Genomic DNA, 15,703 nt, shown 5'->3' with positions numbered 1-15,703 from the left:
TAGTCGTTGGAGATGGCAAAAACACAAAGAGTCAGACTACGTGCTTCACTGATTTATAAAACAACGTTTTGATTGATTCAAAAGGAGAGGTCAAAATTGCGAACCTGCCAGCAGATTGCAGACAGGTCAGAGGGTTGAGAAGGAAAGGGTTTGCATTAGCGGTAATTGACAATAACCTGGTTGCTCTGAACATTGAGCGCGGGAATCAGTCGTCCACCGCCCGGCACTTCCCAGACGAAACGCAGCGGTTCCGACGCCGGGATATTCTGTAACCCCCACGTATTACCGCTTTGGCCGTCGAGTTCAACGCAGCGAGTTTGCGAGCATAAACGCACCCGCAGCCCGGCGGGTGTAGGGCCAATCAGCGTGTAACGCCAGGCGATCATCGTCACCAGCCCGCTGGCCGGTTGCGATGACACCAGCGGTGAGGACGACATAGATTCGCCCCGATGACTGAGCATCACGCCTCTGCTGCTGGCCTGCCAGGCGCCCTCACCTGCCGCCTGTGCCATCAACGGTAGCGCCAGAAGCCATAATAAATGACGCATTATTTGCCTCCGATGGTCGCGGTCATACGGATCTGACGGTTGTCCGACAGCTCTAGATTCGACAGTACTACCAGCTGCGGCAGATTACGACGCAGGAAGCGCGACAGCAGCGGACGCAAGGCATGATTCACCAGCAGCACCGGCGGTGCACCGAGCATTTCCTGACGAGAAAGCGCTTCCTGCGTCTGCGCTAACAGTCGGTCAGCCAGACCTGGTTCCAGCCCGCCACCGTTTTGTAATGCCTGAAGCAGCAGGCGTTCCAGCGGTGTATCGAGGCCAATCACCTGCACTTCACCGTTCCCCGGGAACCACTGCTGCGTGATAGCCCGGCCGAGCGCCACACGCACCACGTTGGTCAGTTCATGCGGATCGGTCTGCACCGGCGCATGTTCCGCCAGCGTTTCAAGAATGGTGCGCATATCGCGAATCGGGACTTTCTCATCCAGCAGATTTTGCAGCACTTTGTGCAGCGTGGTCAGATTCACCACGCCCGGCACCAGATCTTCGGTCAGCTTCGGCATTTCCTGCGTGACCCTGTCGAGCAGCTGCTGCGCTTCCTGACGACCAAACAATTCAGCCGAGTGGAGACTAATCAGATGGTTGAGATGGGTGGCAACCACGGTACTGGCTTCCACCACCGTAAAGCCCTGGATTTGCGCCTGCTCTTTCAGCGCGCTCTCAATCCAGATAGCGGCCAGACCAAACGCCGGATCGACCGTCGGCTCACCGGGAAGTGTGCCTGCCGCAGTGCCCGGGTTAATCGCCAGCCAGCGTCCCGGATAGGCATCGCCGCTGCCGATATCCACGCCTTTTAACAGAATACGGTAGCGCGCAGGCGGTAAATCCATGTTGTCGCGGATGTGAACCACCGGCGGCAGAAAACCCATCTCCTGTGCGAATTTCTTACGAATAGAACGGATGCGGCCCAACAGCTCCCCGTCCTGCTGAGAATCCACCATCGGGATCAGGCGATAACCCACTTCCATGCCCAGCGTATCTTCCAGCTGCACGTCGTTCCATGTCGCTTCGACGGCCTGCGGATTTTCCTGCGTGCGCACCGGAGCCGCTTCCGCTGGCGCCTGCTGTTCACGACCGCGTAACCACCAGGCCAGGCCGAGCAGTGCGGCGGTAAACAGCAGGAACACAAAGTTCGGCATGCCCGGCACCAGGCCGAGCAGGCCCAGTACCGCAGCACTCAGCATCATGACGCGCGGATTGCTGAACAGCTGGCCCACCATCTGCTCGCCGACGTCCTGATCGGTGGCCACGCGGGTGACGATCACGCCCGCTGCGGTAGAGATTACCAGCGCCGGGATCTGCGCCACCAGGCCGTCACCGATAGTCAGCAGCGTGTAGGATTCTGCGGCTTTATCCAGCGACAAACCGTGCTGCAACACGCCCACCAACAGGCCGCCGATCACGTTAATCACCATGATCAAAATACCGGCGACGGCATCACCACGAACAAACTTACTCGCGCCGTCCATAGAGCCGTAGAAGTCCGCTTCCTGGGTCACTTCCGAGCGGCGACGTTTGGCATCTTCTTCACCAATCAGCCCGGCGTTAAGGTCAGCGTCGATTGCCATCTGTTTGCCTGGCATCCCGTCCAGCACAAAACGCGCGCCCACTTCGGCAATACGCCCAGCCCCTTTGGTGATAACCATGAAGTTGATGATCACGAGGATCACGAACACCACGATACCGATGGCAAAGTTACCGCCGACCAGGAAGTGGCCAAAGGCCTCCACCACTTTCCCCGCCGCAGCGGCCCCGGTATGTCCGTCCATCAAAATGATACGGGTCGACGCAACGTTCAGCGCCAGGCGTAACAGCGTGGTAAACAGCAAGATCGTCGGGAACGCGGCAAATTCGAGGGTGCGCTGGGTAAACATCGCCACCAGCAGCACCATGATCGACAGCGCAATATTGAAGGTAAACAACAGGTCGAGGATGAATGCCGGAAGCGGCAGAACCATCATCGACAGGATCAGCAGGATGAGGATCGGCCCGGCAAGCACTTGCCATTGGGTCGATTTGAAGCTTGTGGGCAGACGCAGCATTGCGACTAAATTAGCCATCAGTGTCATTCTCATTCAAAAAATCCAGTGCTTCAGGCACCGGCAAATTATCAGGTTTCTTCGGAGGCATGCCGCCCGCCAGACGCCAGCGTTTGAGTTGCCAGACCCAGGCCAGCACTTCAGCCACTGCGGCGTACAGCGTGCCGGGGATCTGTTGACCAATTTCAGCATGGCGATAGAGCGCTCGTGCCAGCGGCGGAGCCTGTAAAACCGGGATACGGTTTTCTTCGCCAAGCTCACGAATGCGCAGCGCCACCAACCCCGCGCCCTTCGCCACTACTTTTGGCGCACTCATTTTGTTTTCTTCATATTTTAACGCGACCGCGTAATGCGTCGGGTTGGTCACAATCACGTCCGCTTTCGGCACATCCGTCATCATGCGACGCCGTGCCGCCGCGCGCTGCATCTGACGTATACGCCCCTTAACGTGCGGGTCGCCTTCGCTCTGTTTAAATTCGTCACGGATATCCTGGCGAGACATGCGCAATTTTTTGATGTGGCTAAAAATCTGGAAGAAGACGTCGAACCCGACCATCGGGATCACGCCCAACGCCACCAGTAAGGCGCATAATCCGACCAGATTCAGCGCGTTGCCCATCGCCGTCATCGGCGACTCGCTGATAAGGCGCATCATGTCTGGCCAGTGCACCCAGACAAATATTCCCGCGACGCAACCCACCAGCACCGATTTGAGTATCGCCTTCAGCAATTCTGCGGCCGACTGCGCAGAAAACATCTTTGCAATGCCCGGAAACGGATTCAGTTTATCGAATTTAAAGGCCAGCGATTTGGGGCTAAACACCAGGCCGCCCAGCATTACCGGGCCGAGGATCGCCACCACGACCACGCCCACAATCAGCGGCAGCAGCGCCAGCATCGCCTGCTTGAGCAGCAAAATGATTTGGCCCAGGATAAGGTTGGGATCGTTAACAATGCTGTGGTCAAAATGCAGCCCGGACGACAACAAACCCGCCAGCCTGCGCGCCAACGATTCTCCACCAAACCACAGCACACACACACCAACCAGCAAAATCAGGAAGGAGGTCAGCTCGCGCGAGCGCGGGATCTGCCCGTCTTCTCGCGCCTTTTCGAGTCGTTGGGGTGTGGGGGCTTCTGTTTTGTCGTCGTTATCGCTTTCGTCTGCCACGTGGCCTGCCCCGGTACGGTGAGTGCTGCCATCATGCCAGAGCGCCGGGCGACCAATGGGTGGAAAAGCCCCTCAATTCGGTGCTTTTTAGGCTGTTTGTCTGGCTCAACAACGCATTGTTTCGGGGCGGTTATTTCCGGGTCGATCTTCACGTTATATTTTGAACGGTGAAGTTTCGACCAGACAATAACAAAAAGTTACATTAATGACTTTCGTATATAAGATTCCTGCTTAACATGGCTCAAAACAGATCTATTAATTATATAATTAATGAGTAATACATTCATCGCGCAGATCATTAAATCACATACTTCTTAACATGTCTGGCAACGTCAAAATACAAACCACCTCTTTTGCAGAATCACTCGTTTACTCCTGCAATTTTATTAGCCTATAATCAGCGCGATTTTATGGGTGAATCATTTCATTTATTTCACAAAAGGGATTTCCATGAACATAATATTCAAACCAGCAATAGTATTAACCACACTACTAACACTGAGCGGTATAAATGCCCATGCAGCACAAAATAATGCAGGCATTATTCATTTTACGGGTGAAATAATTGAACCAAGTTGTGAAATTCAAGGCACCGACGGGACTGACAGTACGGTACCTTTGGGCACCTATATCACCACCGCTTTTGATGCCTCGGGTGCTGAAAGTGACCTCACACCGTTTACAATCACTCTCGCCGACTGCCCTGTTACCAGTACGGGCCTGCCCGCCGTCCAGTTGACGTTTACCGGCGTCACCACCCTAACCAACTCAACGTCCTTGTTAGATGTCAGCACCATCACGACCACCGGTACCACTGCTGCTACGGGTGTCGGCATTGCCGTATCACCGGAAGGAAAAGACAGTCAGCATCTGACGTTTGATGGCGCCGAGGGTCAAGTCTATGTTGACCTCCCTAGCGTTGCCGGCAATATAGTGAAGGCAAAGTTTAATGCCCGATATCAGTCGTTTGCCGATGTTGTGACGGCAGGTCCAGCTGATGCTGATATGACAGTAAATATTGTTTATCGTTAATTTTCTGTTGTCGGCAATCATTTACCCGCCCGCGACTTACTCATAAAAACCAGGTTTACTTAATAATATATTAAGCCAGGTACCACCCTGGCTTATTGCTATCGCAAATAGTTCGCTATTGATTTATCAGAGGTGAAAATACTATGCGTGTTTTTTTATCTGCGGCATTATGCTTTTTACTGTCGTTTATTTCATCAAGCCATGCCGCGGGTATTCAGGTTGGGCGAACGCGCATTATTTATGATGCCAAAAAAAAAGAAGTGGCATTGCCATTGATCAACCAGGAGAAAGAATTGCCCTGGTTGATCCAGTCATGGACAGATACTGGCGATGGTAAAACCCGCGGCCCCTTTATTGTTACCCCGCCACTGTTCCGTCTTGACCCACAAAAAGAGCAAAATCTACGTATTGCCTGGTTCGGGGCATCGCTTCCTGAAGACAGAGAATCCCTATTTTGGCTGAACGTACGCACTATTCCGGCCGTCGCTAAGGACGACGAGAGCAAAAACGTGCTGCGGCTGATCTACAAAACCCGTCTGAAGCTGTTCTGGCGACCAAAAGGCTTAAAAGGCCTTGCCGGCGAGAACTGCAAAAATCTGCGTTTTACCCGTCAGGGCACGATGCTGCAAGTGGTCAACAAAGGCGAATATTACAGCGTGTTTGATAACGTGCATGTGGGGAGCATAGCCGTAAAAGAGGCCGATATCGTTGCCCCTAAAAGTACCATCAGTCTGCCACTACCATCCTCAGCCAGTGGGCAAAACGTAAACTGGCGGTGCATTACTGACTACGGTAACGCGACGGAAAAATATAGCGTGGAGATCGGTCAAGGATGAATCGCGACATAATCTTTGGACGCCCGTTATTGCCTATTCTCGTGAGAAAGCCCGCTTCTCACCTGCACTATCTTGCAGGGGTGCTGCTGCTGACCTCCGTCGACGCAGGCGCGCGCGATTACTATTTCTCCCCCTCCTCGCTTGAAGGTGATGCGCAGTCCCAGGCAGACGTCGACCTTTCGTTGTTCTCCAAGAGCAACGCGCAGCTACCGGGTGTTTACCCCACTGTCATTATGATGAACAAACAAAAGATTGAGGAGACATCGCTTTCATATACTAACGATGAAGATGGGGCTTTAATCCCTTCACTCTCCCCTGACCAGCTAAGAAAATGGGGGATCAGAATTGATGCCTATCCCGAGCTTGCCAAACAACCTGCGGACAAACCGTTAACGAAACCACTCGGCGATTTTATTCCGGCTGCATCGGCCAGTTTTGATTTTAACAGCATGAGTTTAAACATCAGTATGCCGCAGGCGGCGATCAGCAATGAGGGCCGTGACTACATTGACCCTTCAAGCTGGGAAGACGGTGTTCCAAGCGCCTTTGCTGATTATTCCTTTTCCGGAACCCAGCAGACCGACAGCGACAATGAAACCGACGCCAACCAGTACCTTAATCTTCGTAGTGGTGCAAACTTGGGTGGCTGGCGGATGCGCAACTATTCGACCTGGAGCCAATCTGAGGACTCGAGCACGTGGCAAAGCATTAACAGCTGGGTGGCGCATGATATCGATATTCTCAAAGCACAGTTTACCGCCGGGGAAAACAATACCCGAGGCGATGTGTTTGACAGCATTCAGTACAACGGGGTCAATATCGCCACCGATGAAGATATGCTTCCCTTCAGCCAGCGTGGCTTTGCCCCAACGATCCGTGGCACTGCAACCAGTAATGCGGAAATTTCGGTTCGCCAGAACGGCTATCTGATCTATCAGGCCAGTGTCGCACCAGGCGCCTTCGAAATTAAGGACCTCTACTCGACCACCAACAGCGGCGATTTGGAAGTGACTGTCAAAGAGGCCGATGGCACCGAGCATAAATTCACGCAGCCTTATTCCAGCCTGGCGCTGATGCTGCGTCCCGGGCAAATCAAGTATGAGGCAACCGTCGCGCGCTATCGCGCGGATGACGGGACTGACGCCAATGAACCGCTGTTTTCTCAGGGGAGCGTTGTTTATGGTCTGAATAATATTTCGACGTTGTATGGGGGGGTTACTGCATCAGAAGATTATTATGCGGCCAACGCCGGAACGGGCCTCGCGCTGGGATCCTTAGGATCGGTCTCCGGCGATATTACTCTGTCACATGCCCGTCTCGACAACGACGAGACCAGCACCGGTCACTCCTTGCGTCTGATGTATACCGGTAAAGTTGACACCACCGATACCAACTTCACCCTCGCGGGCTATCGCTATTCGACGCAGGGTTATTACAATTTCGCCGATGCAAATCAGAAATATGACGCCAGCGACGAAGATTTGCAGTTTCGTTATAACAAGCAAAATCGATTGCAGCTCAGCGTGAGTCAGAACGTGCTCGGCAGTAGCCTTTACCTGAGCGGCTACCAGCAAGATTACTGGAACACCAGTCAAAAAGAACGCAGCCTGTCAGCCGGTCTCAACCGAACGCTGTATGGCATGAGTTTTCATCTCGCATACACCTACAATAAAATCGATGACGACGACACTGACCAGATGGTGTCGTTTGGCTTTAGCGTACCGCTCAGCAAGTGGCTGCCGAACAGTTGGGCCAGTTATAATATCAGCAGTAGCAAAGGGGGCGATACCCGGCAAAACGTGGGTGTCAACGGCACACTTTTAGACGATCAGCGGTTGAGCTACTCGCTGCAGCAGAGTCGCAGTAATCACGATGGAGAGAGCAGCAGCAGCGTCTATGGCAGCTACCGTTCACAATATGCCAACCTTAACAGCGGCTACTATTATTCCTCTGACAATTCTCAGCAGCTGAGCTATGGAATAAGCGGCGCAATCGTCGCTCACCCTCATGGCGTAACGCTGTCCCAACCGCTGGGTGACACCTTTGCGATTGTTAATGCTGGGGGCGCCTCGGGTATTCGCTTCCAGAATCAGCGCGGTGTATCAACGGATACCTTTGGCAACGCCATTATTCCGTCGCTGACGCCCTATCAAATCAATAATATCCGCGTAGATACCACCAGCTTACCTGACGACGTTGATACCAACGCGACCACCCTTACCGCCATTCCCAGCCGTAGTGCTGCGGTTGCTGCCACGCTTGAGGCCCGCGTCGGCTATCGGGCGCTGATTACACTTTCACGATCCCAGAACCGGCCAGTTCCCTTTGGCGCCATCGCCAGTGCCAATGTTCAGGGTGTCACCGGTATTGTCGACGACACCAGCACCCTCTATTTGGCGGGGATTGGCGAAAATACGCAGCTGTTGATCAAATGGGGAGATGCGCCGACTCAACAATGCACCGCACATATCACCATTGATGCCACGCAACCCCTCACTAATCCGACGGGCATCCGCACGGTCAATGCCCATTGCCAACAGGTCACCGCTCATGCTGAATAAACCTACCCTCATCATCCTGGCCAGTTGTGCGCTCTTCCCAGCCACCCACGCCAAGGCGGCCACGGCAACGGTCCTGCAAAACTGCTTTGCTGGCCCAATGCCTTACACCATTAACTATGGCTATGAGATACCCAGCGGTGAAAATATCGTTGGTCGCGTCATTGATGACCATCGACATTTCACCGGCGATCAGACAGTCATGGAAGCAAACTGTGAATGTCCTGGTAATATGAGATCAACGTCTGAAGTCACAGAGCTCACCGCTGCAGGTAGCCCTCTGGCTGCAGGGGTAAGCGGATATGGTTATTTAACCGAACATGTCGACGTTGATGTATCCGGTTATAGTGAGGCCATCCGTTCCCCGGATGGCAGTAACCTGTATGAACTTAAAATAAATGAATATCCGACCAGTCCGGCCAACAGAACCGAAACGGAGGAAGGCAACTTTAATACAACTGAAGCGTCAGCCAGCGTTTGCAGTGACAGTTCGCGTCCCGATGGCGGCACCAGCAACAAACGCCAGTTTCGTTGGAACGTGATCTCTATGAAGTTGTACATCAAAAAACCGATTCTCGGTGAAGAAGTGATTCCGATGCAGACCGTGGTCGAGAACTTTGCCTGTCTTTCATTTGGGTCGGGCGCGGGCTGTAACAGCAGTAATGCCGTTCCGGTTTCCACGATTTCACTCTCTGGCTCGATCACCGCCCCGCTCAGCTGCGTGATTAATGCCGGAAGCACCATTGAAGTCGAAATGGGCAACATCGTCAGTTCACAATTTACCGCCCAAGGGCAGCCGCCTGGCGGATATACACTGAAAAACGTCGACATTGATTATCACTGCGATGCGCCTGCGGTGAGCAACAGCAGCAAAATACGGTTGTCTTTCAGCGCCGATCAGGGTGTCAGCGACACGGACAACCGGGTTATCGCTAAAATGTTGGACCGGGATGATATTGGTGTACGCATGTTCGATGAAAGTAGCAAGAGTGTCCTCATGGACGGAACGGCAGATTTTGACGTGCCGCTGGACAGCGACGGTAATGGCAGTATCCATTTGAAAGCGGCGCCGGTCAGTACCACTAACAAAAAACCTGAGCCGGGAAAATTCGAAGGCAACGTGACCATAAAAATGGATTTACGCTAGTCACCCGAAAAAGAGAATGGCCCGCAACGGGCCATTTTTTATCAAAAACCTAAGCTATCCAATAAGTCATCCACCTGGTCCTGGCTGGCAACCACGCCTGCCTTGCTGGTGTCCACCTGCGGACCGTTGAGCAAACTGTCGCTCTCACGTTTCTGTCGGGTTGATGCGTCCGGCATATTTTCCAGCAGCACCATCAGCAACTGACGTTCTATCTCCTGGATAACATCCATCATCCGCTTGATCACCTGCCCGGTCAGATCCTGGAAATCCTGCGCCATCATGATTTCCAGCAGTTGGGCATTGGTGAAGCTGGTGTGTTTCGGCACATCCGATAAATAGCTACGGGTGTCGGTCACCAGCTCACGCGCATCGCTCAGTTCGACAGGATTTTCAAACCACTGATCCCAGCGGCCTGACAGCGCTTTGGCTTCTTTTTCCATCTGGTTCTGATGCGGCTGCGACAGCTCGACGCAGTTCAGCGCACGCTCTGCCGCCTGGGCCGTCATCTGGACCACGTAATCCAGGCGGTCGCGAGCATCCGGAATGGCTTCTGCCGCTTCGGCAATCGCCTGATCCAGGCCAAGCTCGCGCAGGCTGTCACGCAGCATACGGGTCAGACTGCCGATCCGGGCGATAATATCGCCCGCTGAATGCTCGTCAGTCGGTTTAACGGGGTGTTGGGTCATCGTCATCGCCTCACATACCGAGCTTTTCGAAGATTTTGTTCAGCTTCTCCTCGAGGATAGCTGCCGTAAACGGTTTCACGACATACCCGCTGGCCCCGGCCTGAGCGGCAGCGATGATATTCTCTTTCTTCGCTTCCGCCGTCACCATCAGCACCGGTAATGCTGACATCGCGCCATCGCCGCGAATGGTTTTCAGCAGGTCCAGCCCGTCCATGTTCGGCATGTTCCAGTCTGAAATCACGAAACCATATCCACCCGTCTGAAGTTTATTCAGCGCATCTACGCCATCTTCAGCTTCTTCAACGTTGTTGAAACCCAGCTCTTTCAGCAGGTTACGCACGATGCGACGCATGGTGGAAAAGTCATCCACAACCAGAAACTTAAGCTCTTTATCCGCCATTTAACTTCACTCCTCTTAAATACGTATTGCCTGTCCGGCACTGATTTTCGCCAGCATCTGCTGGCTTACCTGGCTAAGATCGACCACTTCGCTGACGCCACCCATATTGATGGCCTCACGCGGCATGCCGAACACCACACAACTTGCTTCGTTTTGCGCGATGGTCCAGGCGCCAGCCTGGTGCATCGCTAACATTCCGGCGGCGCCGTCGTTGCCCATTCCGGTGAGGATCACCCCCACCGCATTGCGCCCGGCGTATTTCGCCACCGAATGAAACAGCACATCCACTGACGGACGGTGCCGGTTAACCGGCGGCCCGTCATGAATTTTGATTTGATAGTTGGCCCCGCTGCGCGCCAGCTCCATATGTTTATCACCCGGCGCGATGTAGGCGTGGCCCGGCAATACGCGCTCGCCGTCTTCGGCCTCTTTCACTGCAATCTGACACAGCTTGTTCAGGCGTTCGGCGAACGAACGGGTGAAACCCGGTGGCATGTGCTGGGTGATTAAAATCGCCGGGCTGGTCAACGGCAGCGGTTGCAGCACGTGACGAATCGCTTCGGTGCCGCCCGTTGAGGCGCCAATCACCAGTAGCTTTTCAGAACTGAGCATCGGCCCGGCCTTCAGCGCCACCGGCGCGGCCAGTGTTTTATGCGCGCTAATCTGTGCCCGCGAAGCAGCCCGCACTTTGTCGGCAATCATTTCACTGTAGGCCAGCATCCCTTCGCGAATGCCAATCTGCGGTTTGGTGACGAAATCCACCGCCCCCAACTCCAGCGCGCGTAACGTCACCTCAGACCCTTTGCCGGTCAGTGAAGACACCATCACCACCGGCATCGGCCGCAGGCGCATCAGTTTTTCCAGAAAGTCGAGGCCGTCCATACGCGGCATTTCGACATCCAGCGTCAGCACGTCCGGGTTATATTTTTTGATCAAATCCCGGGCAACCAGCGGGTCCGGCGCCGTTGCCACCATCTCCATATCGCTGTGGCTGTTGATAATTTCCGTCATTATCTGGCGCATCAAAGCCGAATCATCTACAGACAACACCCTGATTTTACTCATGCTTTATCCTTACTCAGCGCGTACACCGTCTGCCCCCGCAGACTGAACTCGCGCACGAGGTTGCTGAAGTTCTCTGAGTGCCCGGCAAACAGTAATCCGTCAGGCTTAAGCAGGGGGACAAAGCGGCGCAGGATCTCTTGCTGCGTCGTCTTGTCGAAGTAAATCATCACATTGCGACAAAAAATCGCATCGAATGGCCCCGGCACGTTGTAGTTTTTCTCCAGCAAATTCACCGGAGCAAAATCAACATAGTTCGCCAGCTCCTGGCGCACGCGCACCAGCCCGCTATGTGGCCCGGTGCCACGCATGAAATAGTGCTGTAGCTGCTGCTGAGACAGCGTTTTCAGCTCATCCTGGCGATACACGCCGTTCTGCGCCTTGTTCAGAACTTCAGTGTCGATGTCGCTGGCAAAAACCTTCCAGCGACCCGGCGCGGTGCCCAGCGTGTCGGCGAGCGTGATAGCAATCGAATACGGTTCTTCGCCGGTTGATGCCGCCGCACTCCAGACGCGATACTCACCCTGACGCCGCTTCGCGTGCTCGGCCAGCGTCGGAAAATGGTGTGCCTCGCGGAAAAACGCCGTGAGGTTAGTGGTCAGCGAGTTAATGAATGCCTGCCACTCGGCGTTATCCTGATTGGCCTCCAGCATTGCCAGATAGCGGCCAAAATCATCGAGCCCGAGCTGGCGCAAGCGTCGCACCAGCCGGTTGTACACCATGTCGCGCTTGTGATCGGCCAGCACAATACCTGCGCGCTGGTAGATCAGTTGGCATATCCGACGAAACTGCGCGTCGGACAGCGCCAGGCGCTGTGTCATCTGCGTGAGTAATGACGATTGCCCGTTGGGCAGAGTTGCAGTCATAGCGCCTTCTTCTTACGTCCTTTCAGGAAACCACAGGCACGGCAACTGGCGGTGCCCCTTCTTGATGATGCGATACTCTTTTTTCTTCAAGTTCAAACAACGACACCAGCGCGGTCAGGCTGTCCGCCTGCCCTGCCAGCTGTTCGGTCGCCGCCGCCGCTTCTTCCACCAGCGAGGCGTTTTGCTGCGTGACCTGGTCCATCTGGCTCACCGCCAGCGCCACCTGTTCGATGCCACGTCGCTGTTCGTCAGACGCCGACGCAATCTCACCCATGATGTCGTTCACCTGGGTGACGGAGCGGACGATCTCATTCATGGTGTTGGCGGCGGTGTCCACCAGCGCAGAACCTTCCTGCACTCGGGAAACCGACTCTTCAATCAGGCCTTTAATCTCTTTTGCCGCCTGAGCGCTGCGGCTGGCGAGATTGCGCACTTCCCCGGCAACCACTGCAAATCCACGGCCCTGCTCGCCTGCGCGTGCCGCTTCGACCGCCGCGTTGAGCGCCAGAATGTTGGTCTGGAAGGCAATGCCGTCGATAACGCTGATAATGTCGCCAATTTTGCGCGAACTGGTGGCGATACCGTGCATGGTCTGCGCCACATGCGACGCCTGCTCGCCGCCGCGTTTGGCGGTCGATGCCGCGGTACTCGCCAGGCCCGATGCCTGACGGGCGTTGTCGGCGTTCTGCCCGACGGTGGCGGTCAGTTGCTCCATGCTCGCTGCGGTTTCTGCCAGCGAAGCCGCCTGCTGTTCGGTGCGCGACGAGAGATCGTTGTTGCCTGCGGCAATCTCCGAAATCCCGGTATGCATCGCATGACTGCCCTGCCGCACCTGGCTTACGGTGTCGCGCAGCGCGGTTTGCATCGCTTTCAGTCCGGCAAAAATGGCTGAAATTTCGTTCTTGCCGAACACCGACACCGGCCGCGCCAGGTTGCCCTGCGCAATGCTGGTGAAGTGGCTGCTAATAATGTTGAGCGGCTGAACGATCATTCGGCGTGTCCACAGCAGTGCCCCGCTGGTGATCAGCGCGGCGAGCACCACCATGGCGATGAAAATCGCCGCCGAACGGTGATAATTCGCCTCGCTGGCGTGACGCGCATTTTGTACATACGCCCCGATATTCTTCTGCCAGGTCCGGTAGTTGGCGTCGAACGCGTCCTGGGCCGTTTGCACCGGGGCGGTCATAAAGTCTGAAAGCTGATTGCTTTCAAGCCAGGTCGCCTGGTGATCGAGCGCGGCGTGCAGGTCGGCATAGGTTTGCTTGCTTTGCGCCTGCAACACGTTGGCTTCGTCATTCACCGGCGGGATCGCCATAAACTCAGCAAACTCTTTGTCCGCCTGTTTCAAATCCCGGCGCGCGCTGGTCATCAGCTTTTTGATATCTTCCGGCGGATAGCTCAACGCAGTCAGCGTTCCGGCTTTATTCAGCGCGGTGCTGGCCTGAAGCAACACCACACGGGCGTCCATCAGACTGCTTAACTGCACATTCCCTTGCTCAACCTGACTGAGGTTTTTCTGTCCATCACGAAACGCCCAAAACGACAGCCCGTTACTGCCCACCTGTAACAGGCCACACACCACCAGAATCAGAAACAAGGTGGTCGAGATACGAATTCGATTGAACATCACCACTCCCGATATACGGCAACAGGCCGCGTAAAGTTAAAAAGTTTCCCAGTTATCATCGGTTCCGGCGGCGGCAACGCGCGGGCGCAGTGGCTCGCGGCTGGCCGATGGAACGCTTGTCGTTTTACTCACTGCACGGTTGCTGACGGTGGCAATCTGAAACGCGGAAACGGCGCGGGCCAGACTGCCTGACTGCTCTTCAAGTGCCGCAGCGGCGGCAGCGGACTGCTGCACCAGCGCGGCGTTTTGTTGGGTGACACGATCCATTTCAGAGACGGCGAGCGCGACCTGATCGATACCGCGGCTCTGCTCGTCGGAGGCCGAGGAAATCTCGCCCATGATGTCGGTGACGCGGGTGACGGCGTTAACGATATCGCTCATGGTTTCGCCCGCGCTTTCCACCAGCACGGAACCGGTGTCCACTTTCGACACCGAGTCTTCAATCAGACCTTTGATCTCTTTTGCCGCCTGGGCGCTGCGGCTGGCGAGGTTACGCACCTCCCCGGCGACCACGGCAAAACCACGGCCCTGTTCCCCGGCGCGCGCGGCTTCGACCGCGGCGTTAAGCGCCAGAATGTTGGTCTGGAAGGCAATCCCGTCGATAACACCGGTAATATCTGAAATCTTCTGTGAACTGGCGGCGATGTCGTGCATGGTTTTCACAACACCATCCACCACTTTGCCGCCGCGCTGGGCGGTTTCGGAGGCGCTGAGCGCCAGCTGCGACGCCTGACGGGCGTTCTCGGCATTCTGCTTCACGGTGGCAGTCAGCTCTTCCATGCTGGCGGCGGTTTGCTCGAGGGCAGAAGCCTGTTCTTCGGTGCGGGAAGAGAGATCGTTATTGCCGAGCGCGATTTCGCTGGTGCCGCTATAAATGGCGTCGGAACCTTGGCGCACGTGGGTAACGGTGTCGATCAGCGACTGCTGCATCTGGTTAACGGTTTCGGCCAGCGCGGCAATTTCGTTACGGCCGCGCACGTTTACCGGCTGCGTCAAATCGCCCTGCGCGATACGGCGCAAATGGCCCATTACGCCCGCCAGCGGGTTAAGCAGAATGTGGCGAATGCCGTACCACGCTGCGGCGAGAATCATCACCAGCACAATGGCGATCGCCGCCAGCTGCCACTGGGCAAATTGATAATCACGTTTGCTGGTGCTGAAGGCATGCTGATAAAGGGTTTCACTCTGCGACGCATACTGGGTCATCGCGTCGCTCAGGCCGTTTTGCATCCCCTGCGTAGGCTGGGCGAAATAGGCATCCATATTGCCGTTTTGCAGGAAACCGACCAGTTCGGTCAGCCCGGCGAAATATTTTTGGTAGCTCGCATCCACCGTGGCGCTGACATCCGCCAGCTCAGGCTGGGCGGTTTGCTCGGTGAAAGCCGCGTAGTGTTTTGCCGCCTCTGCCAACGAGGTTTTAGCGTTGTTGAGCAGGTCCGTTTTGGCGCTGCTTTGCTGATTGGCGGTATCCATCATCATGCGCGCCGATGAGCGGCTCAGGTTGATGCGCGTTTGTAGCATCAGTTCCCAGGTTTTGCTCAGTTCGGTCTGACGGGTACGCAGCTCATTCGAGAGGGAAAAACTGTGCTGGTTTTGCTGCAGGGACGAAAACAGAAAGCCACCGGATAGCAGCTGAAGCAGTGCGAAGACGACCAGCACCAACATCAACAGGGTGACAACGCGGATACGGTTCAACATACAACACCTTTTCAATAA

General features: G+C 55.2%; 13 protein-coding genes. 4 read left to right on the top strand and 9 right to left on the bottom strand.

Annotated elements, in window-relative coordinates; all coding sequences use genetic code 11:
* Window positions 1-155: 155 nt before the first annotated feature.
* The 3 genes from flhE to flhB are packed head-to-tail and all read right to left on the bottom strand — an operon-like array spanning window position 156 to window position 3,773.
* Entirely contained in the window at window positions 156-548 is a 393-nt protein-coding gene (gene flhE / locus A8O29_RS09110) for a flagellar protein FlhE (protein WP_110512354.1), read from the bottom strand.
* Window positions 548-2,626, bottom strand: coding sequence for a flagellar biosynthesis protein FlhA (gene flhA / locus A8O29_RS09105; protein ID WP_125353783.1), 2,079 nt, complete (start codon window positions 2,624-2,626; stop codon window positions 548-550). The genes flhE and flhA overlap by 1 nt, the downstream gene beginning before the upstream one ends.
* Complete coding sequence (gene flhB, locus A8O29_RS09100) at window positions 2,619-3,773, bottom strand: flagellar biosynthesis protein FlhB (protein ID WP_125353782.1); 1,155 nt, start codon at window positions 3,771-3,773, stop codon at window positions 2,619-2,621. The genes flhA and flhB overlap by 8 nt, the downstream gene beginning before the upstream one ends.
* A 450-nt stretch (window positions 3,774-4,223) precedes the next feature.
* On the opposite strand from flhB, the gene A8O29_RS09095 reads away from it, so the two are divergent.
* The 4 genes from A8O29_RS09095 to A8O29_RS09080 all read left to right on the top strand — a co-directional run bounded on the left by A8O29_RS09095 (window position 4,224) and on the right by A8O29_RS09080 (window position 9,346).
* Window positions 4,224-4,805 carry a fimbrial protein gene (locus tag A8O29_RS09095; protein WP_125353781.1) on the top strand — a complete coding sequence of 194 codons (582 nt, stop codon included), beginning with the start codon at window positions 4,224-4,226 and terminating at the stop codon, window positions 4,803-4,805.
* A gap of 143 nt (window positions 4,806-4,948) precedes the next feature.
* Window positions 4,949-5,641, top strand: coding sequence for a fimbrial biogenesis chaperone (locus A8O29_RS09090; RefSeq protein WP_174081287.1), 693 nt, complete (start codon window positions 4,949-4,951; stop codon window positions 5,639-5,641).
* The gene (locus A8O29_RS09085; protein ID WP_125351908.1) at window positions 5,638-8,202 is read left to right on the top strand and encodes a fimbria/pilus outer membrane usher protein; all 2,565 of its coding nucleotides are present in this window, start codon (window positions 5,638-5,640) and stop codon (window positions 8,200-8,202) included. Before A8O29_RS09090 ends, A8O29_RS09085 begins: the two co-directional genes overlap by 4 nt.
* Window positions 8,192-9,346: a fimbrial protein gene (locus A8O29_RS09080; protein WP_246316651.1), complete on the top strand. Its 1,155-nt coding sequence runs from the start codon at window positions 8,192-8,194 to the stop codon at window positions 9,344-9,346. Before A8O29_RS09085 ends, A8O29_RS09080 begins: the two co-directional genes overlap by 11 nt.
* Window positions 9,347-9,387: 41 nt before the next feature.
* On the opposite strand, the gene cheZ is transcribed toward A8O29_RS09080, so the two are convergent.
* The 6 genes from cheZ to tar are packed head-to-tail and all read right to left on the bottom strand — an operon-like array spanning window position 9,388 to window position 15,685.
* Window positions 9,388-10,032 carry a protein phosphatase CheZ gene (gene cheZ / locus A8O29_RS09075; RefSeq protein ID WP_125351906.1) on the bottom strand — a complete coding sequence of 215 codons (645 nt, stop codon included), beginning with the start codon at window positions 10,030-10,032 and terminating at the stop codon, window positions 9,388-9,390.
* 10 nt (window positions 10,033-10,042) lie between these two features.
* Window positions 10,043-10,432 (bottom strand): chemotaxis response regulator CheY, encoded by a 390-nt coding sequence (cheY, locus tag A8O29_RS09070; protein ID WP_110512346.1) that lies wholly within the window; start codon window positions 10,430-10,432, stop codon window positions 10,043-10,045.
* A gap of 15 nt (window positions 10,433-10,447) precedes the next feature.
* Complete coding sequence (locus tag A8O29_RS09065) at window positions 10,448-11,497, bottom strand: protein-glutamate methylesterase/protein-glutamine glutaminase (RefSeq protein WP_125351905.1); 1,050 nt, start codon at window positions 11,495-11,497, stop codon at window positions 10,448-10,450.
* Window positions 11,494-12,360 carry a protein-glutamate O-methyltransferase CheR gene (gene cheR, locus A8O29_RS09060; protein ID WP_125351904.1) on the bottom strand — a complete coding sequence of 289 codons (867 nt, stop codon included), beginning with the start codon at window positions 12,358-12,360 and terminating at the stop codon, window positions 11,494-11,496. The genes A8O29_RS09065 and cheR overlap by 4 nt, the downstream gene beginning before the upstream one ends.
* Window positions 12,361-12,382: 22 nt before the next feature.
* A complete protein-coding gene (tap, locus tag A8O29_RS09055) occupies window positions 12,383-13,987 on the bottom strand; it encodes a methyl-accepting chemotaxis protein IV (protein ID WP_125351903.1) in 1,605 nt (534 codons plus the stop codon).
* A gap of 36 nt (window positions 13,988-14,023) precedes the next feature.
* Complete coding sequence (tar, locus tag A8O29_RS09050) at window positions 14,024-15,685, bottom strand: methyl-accepting chemotaxis protein II (protein ID WP_125351902.1); 1,662 nt, start codon at window positions 15,683-15,685, stop codon at window positions 14,024-14,026.
* Window positions 15,686-15,703: the final 18 nt, after the last annotated feature.

It is taken from the genome of Scandinavium goeteborgense (assembly GCF_003935895.2).
GTDB classification, from domain to species: domain Bacteria; phylum Pseudomonadota; class Gammaproteobacteria; order Enterobacterales; family Enterobacteriaceae; genus Scandinavium; species Scandinavium goeteborgense.
Note: the sequence above shows the minus strand (reverse complement) of the source record. Positions and strands in the feature narration are given on the sequence as shown.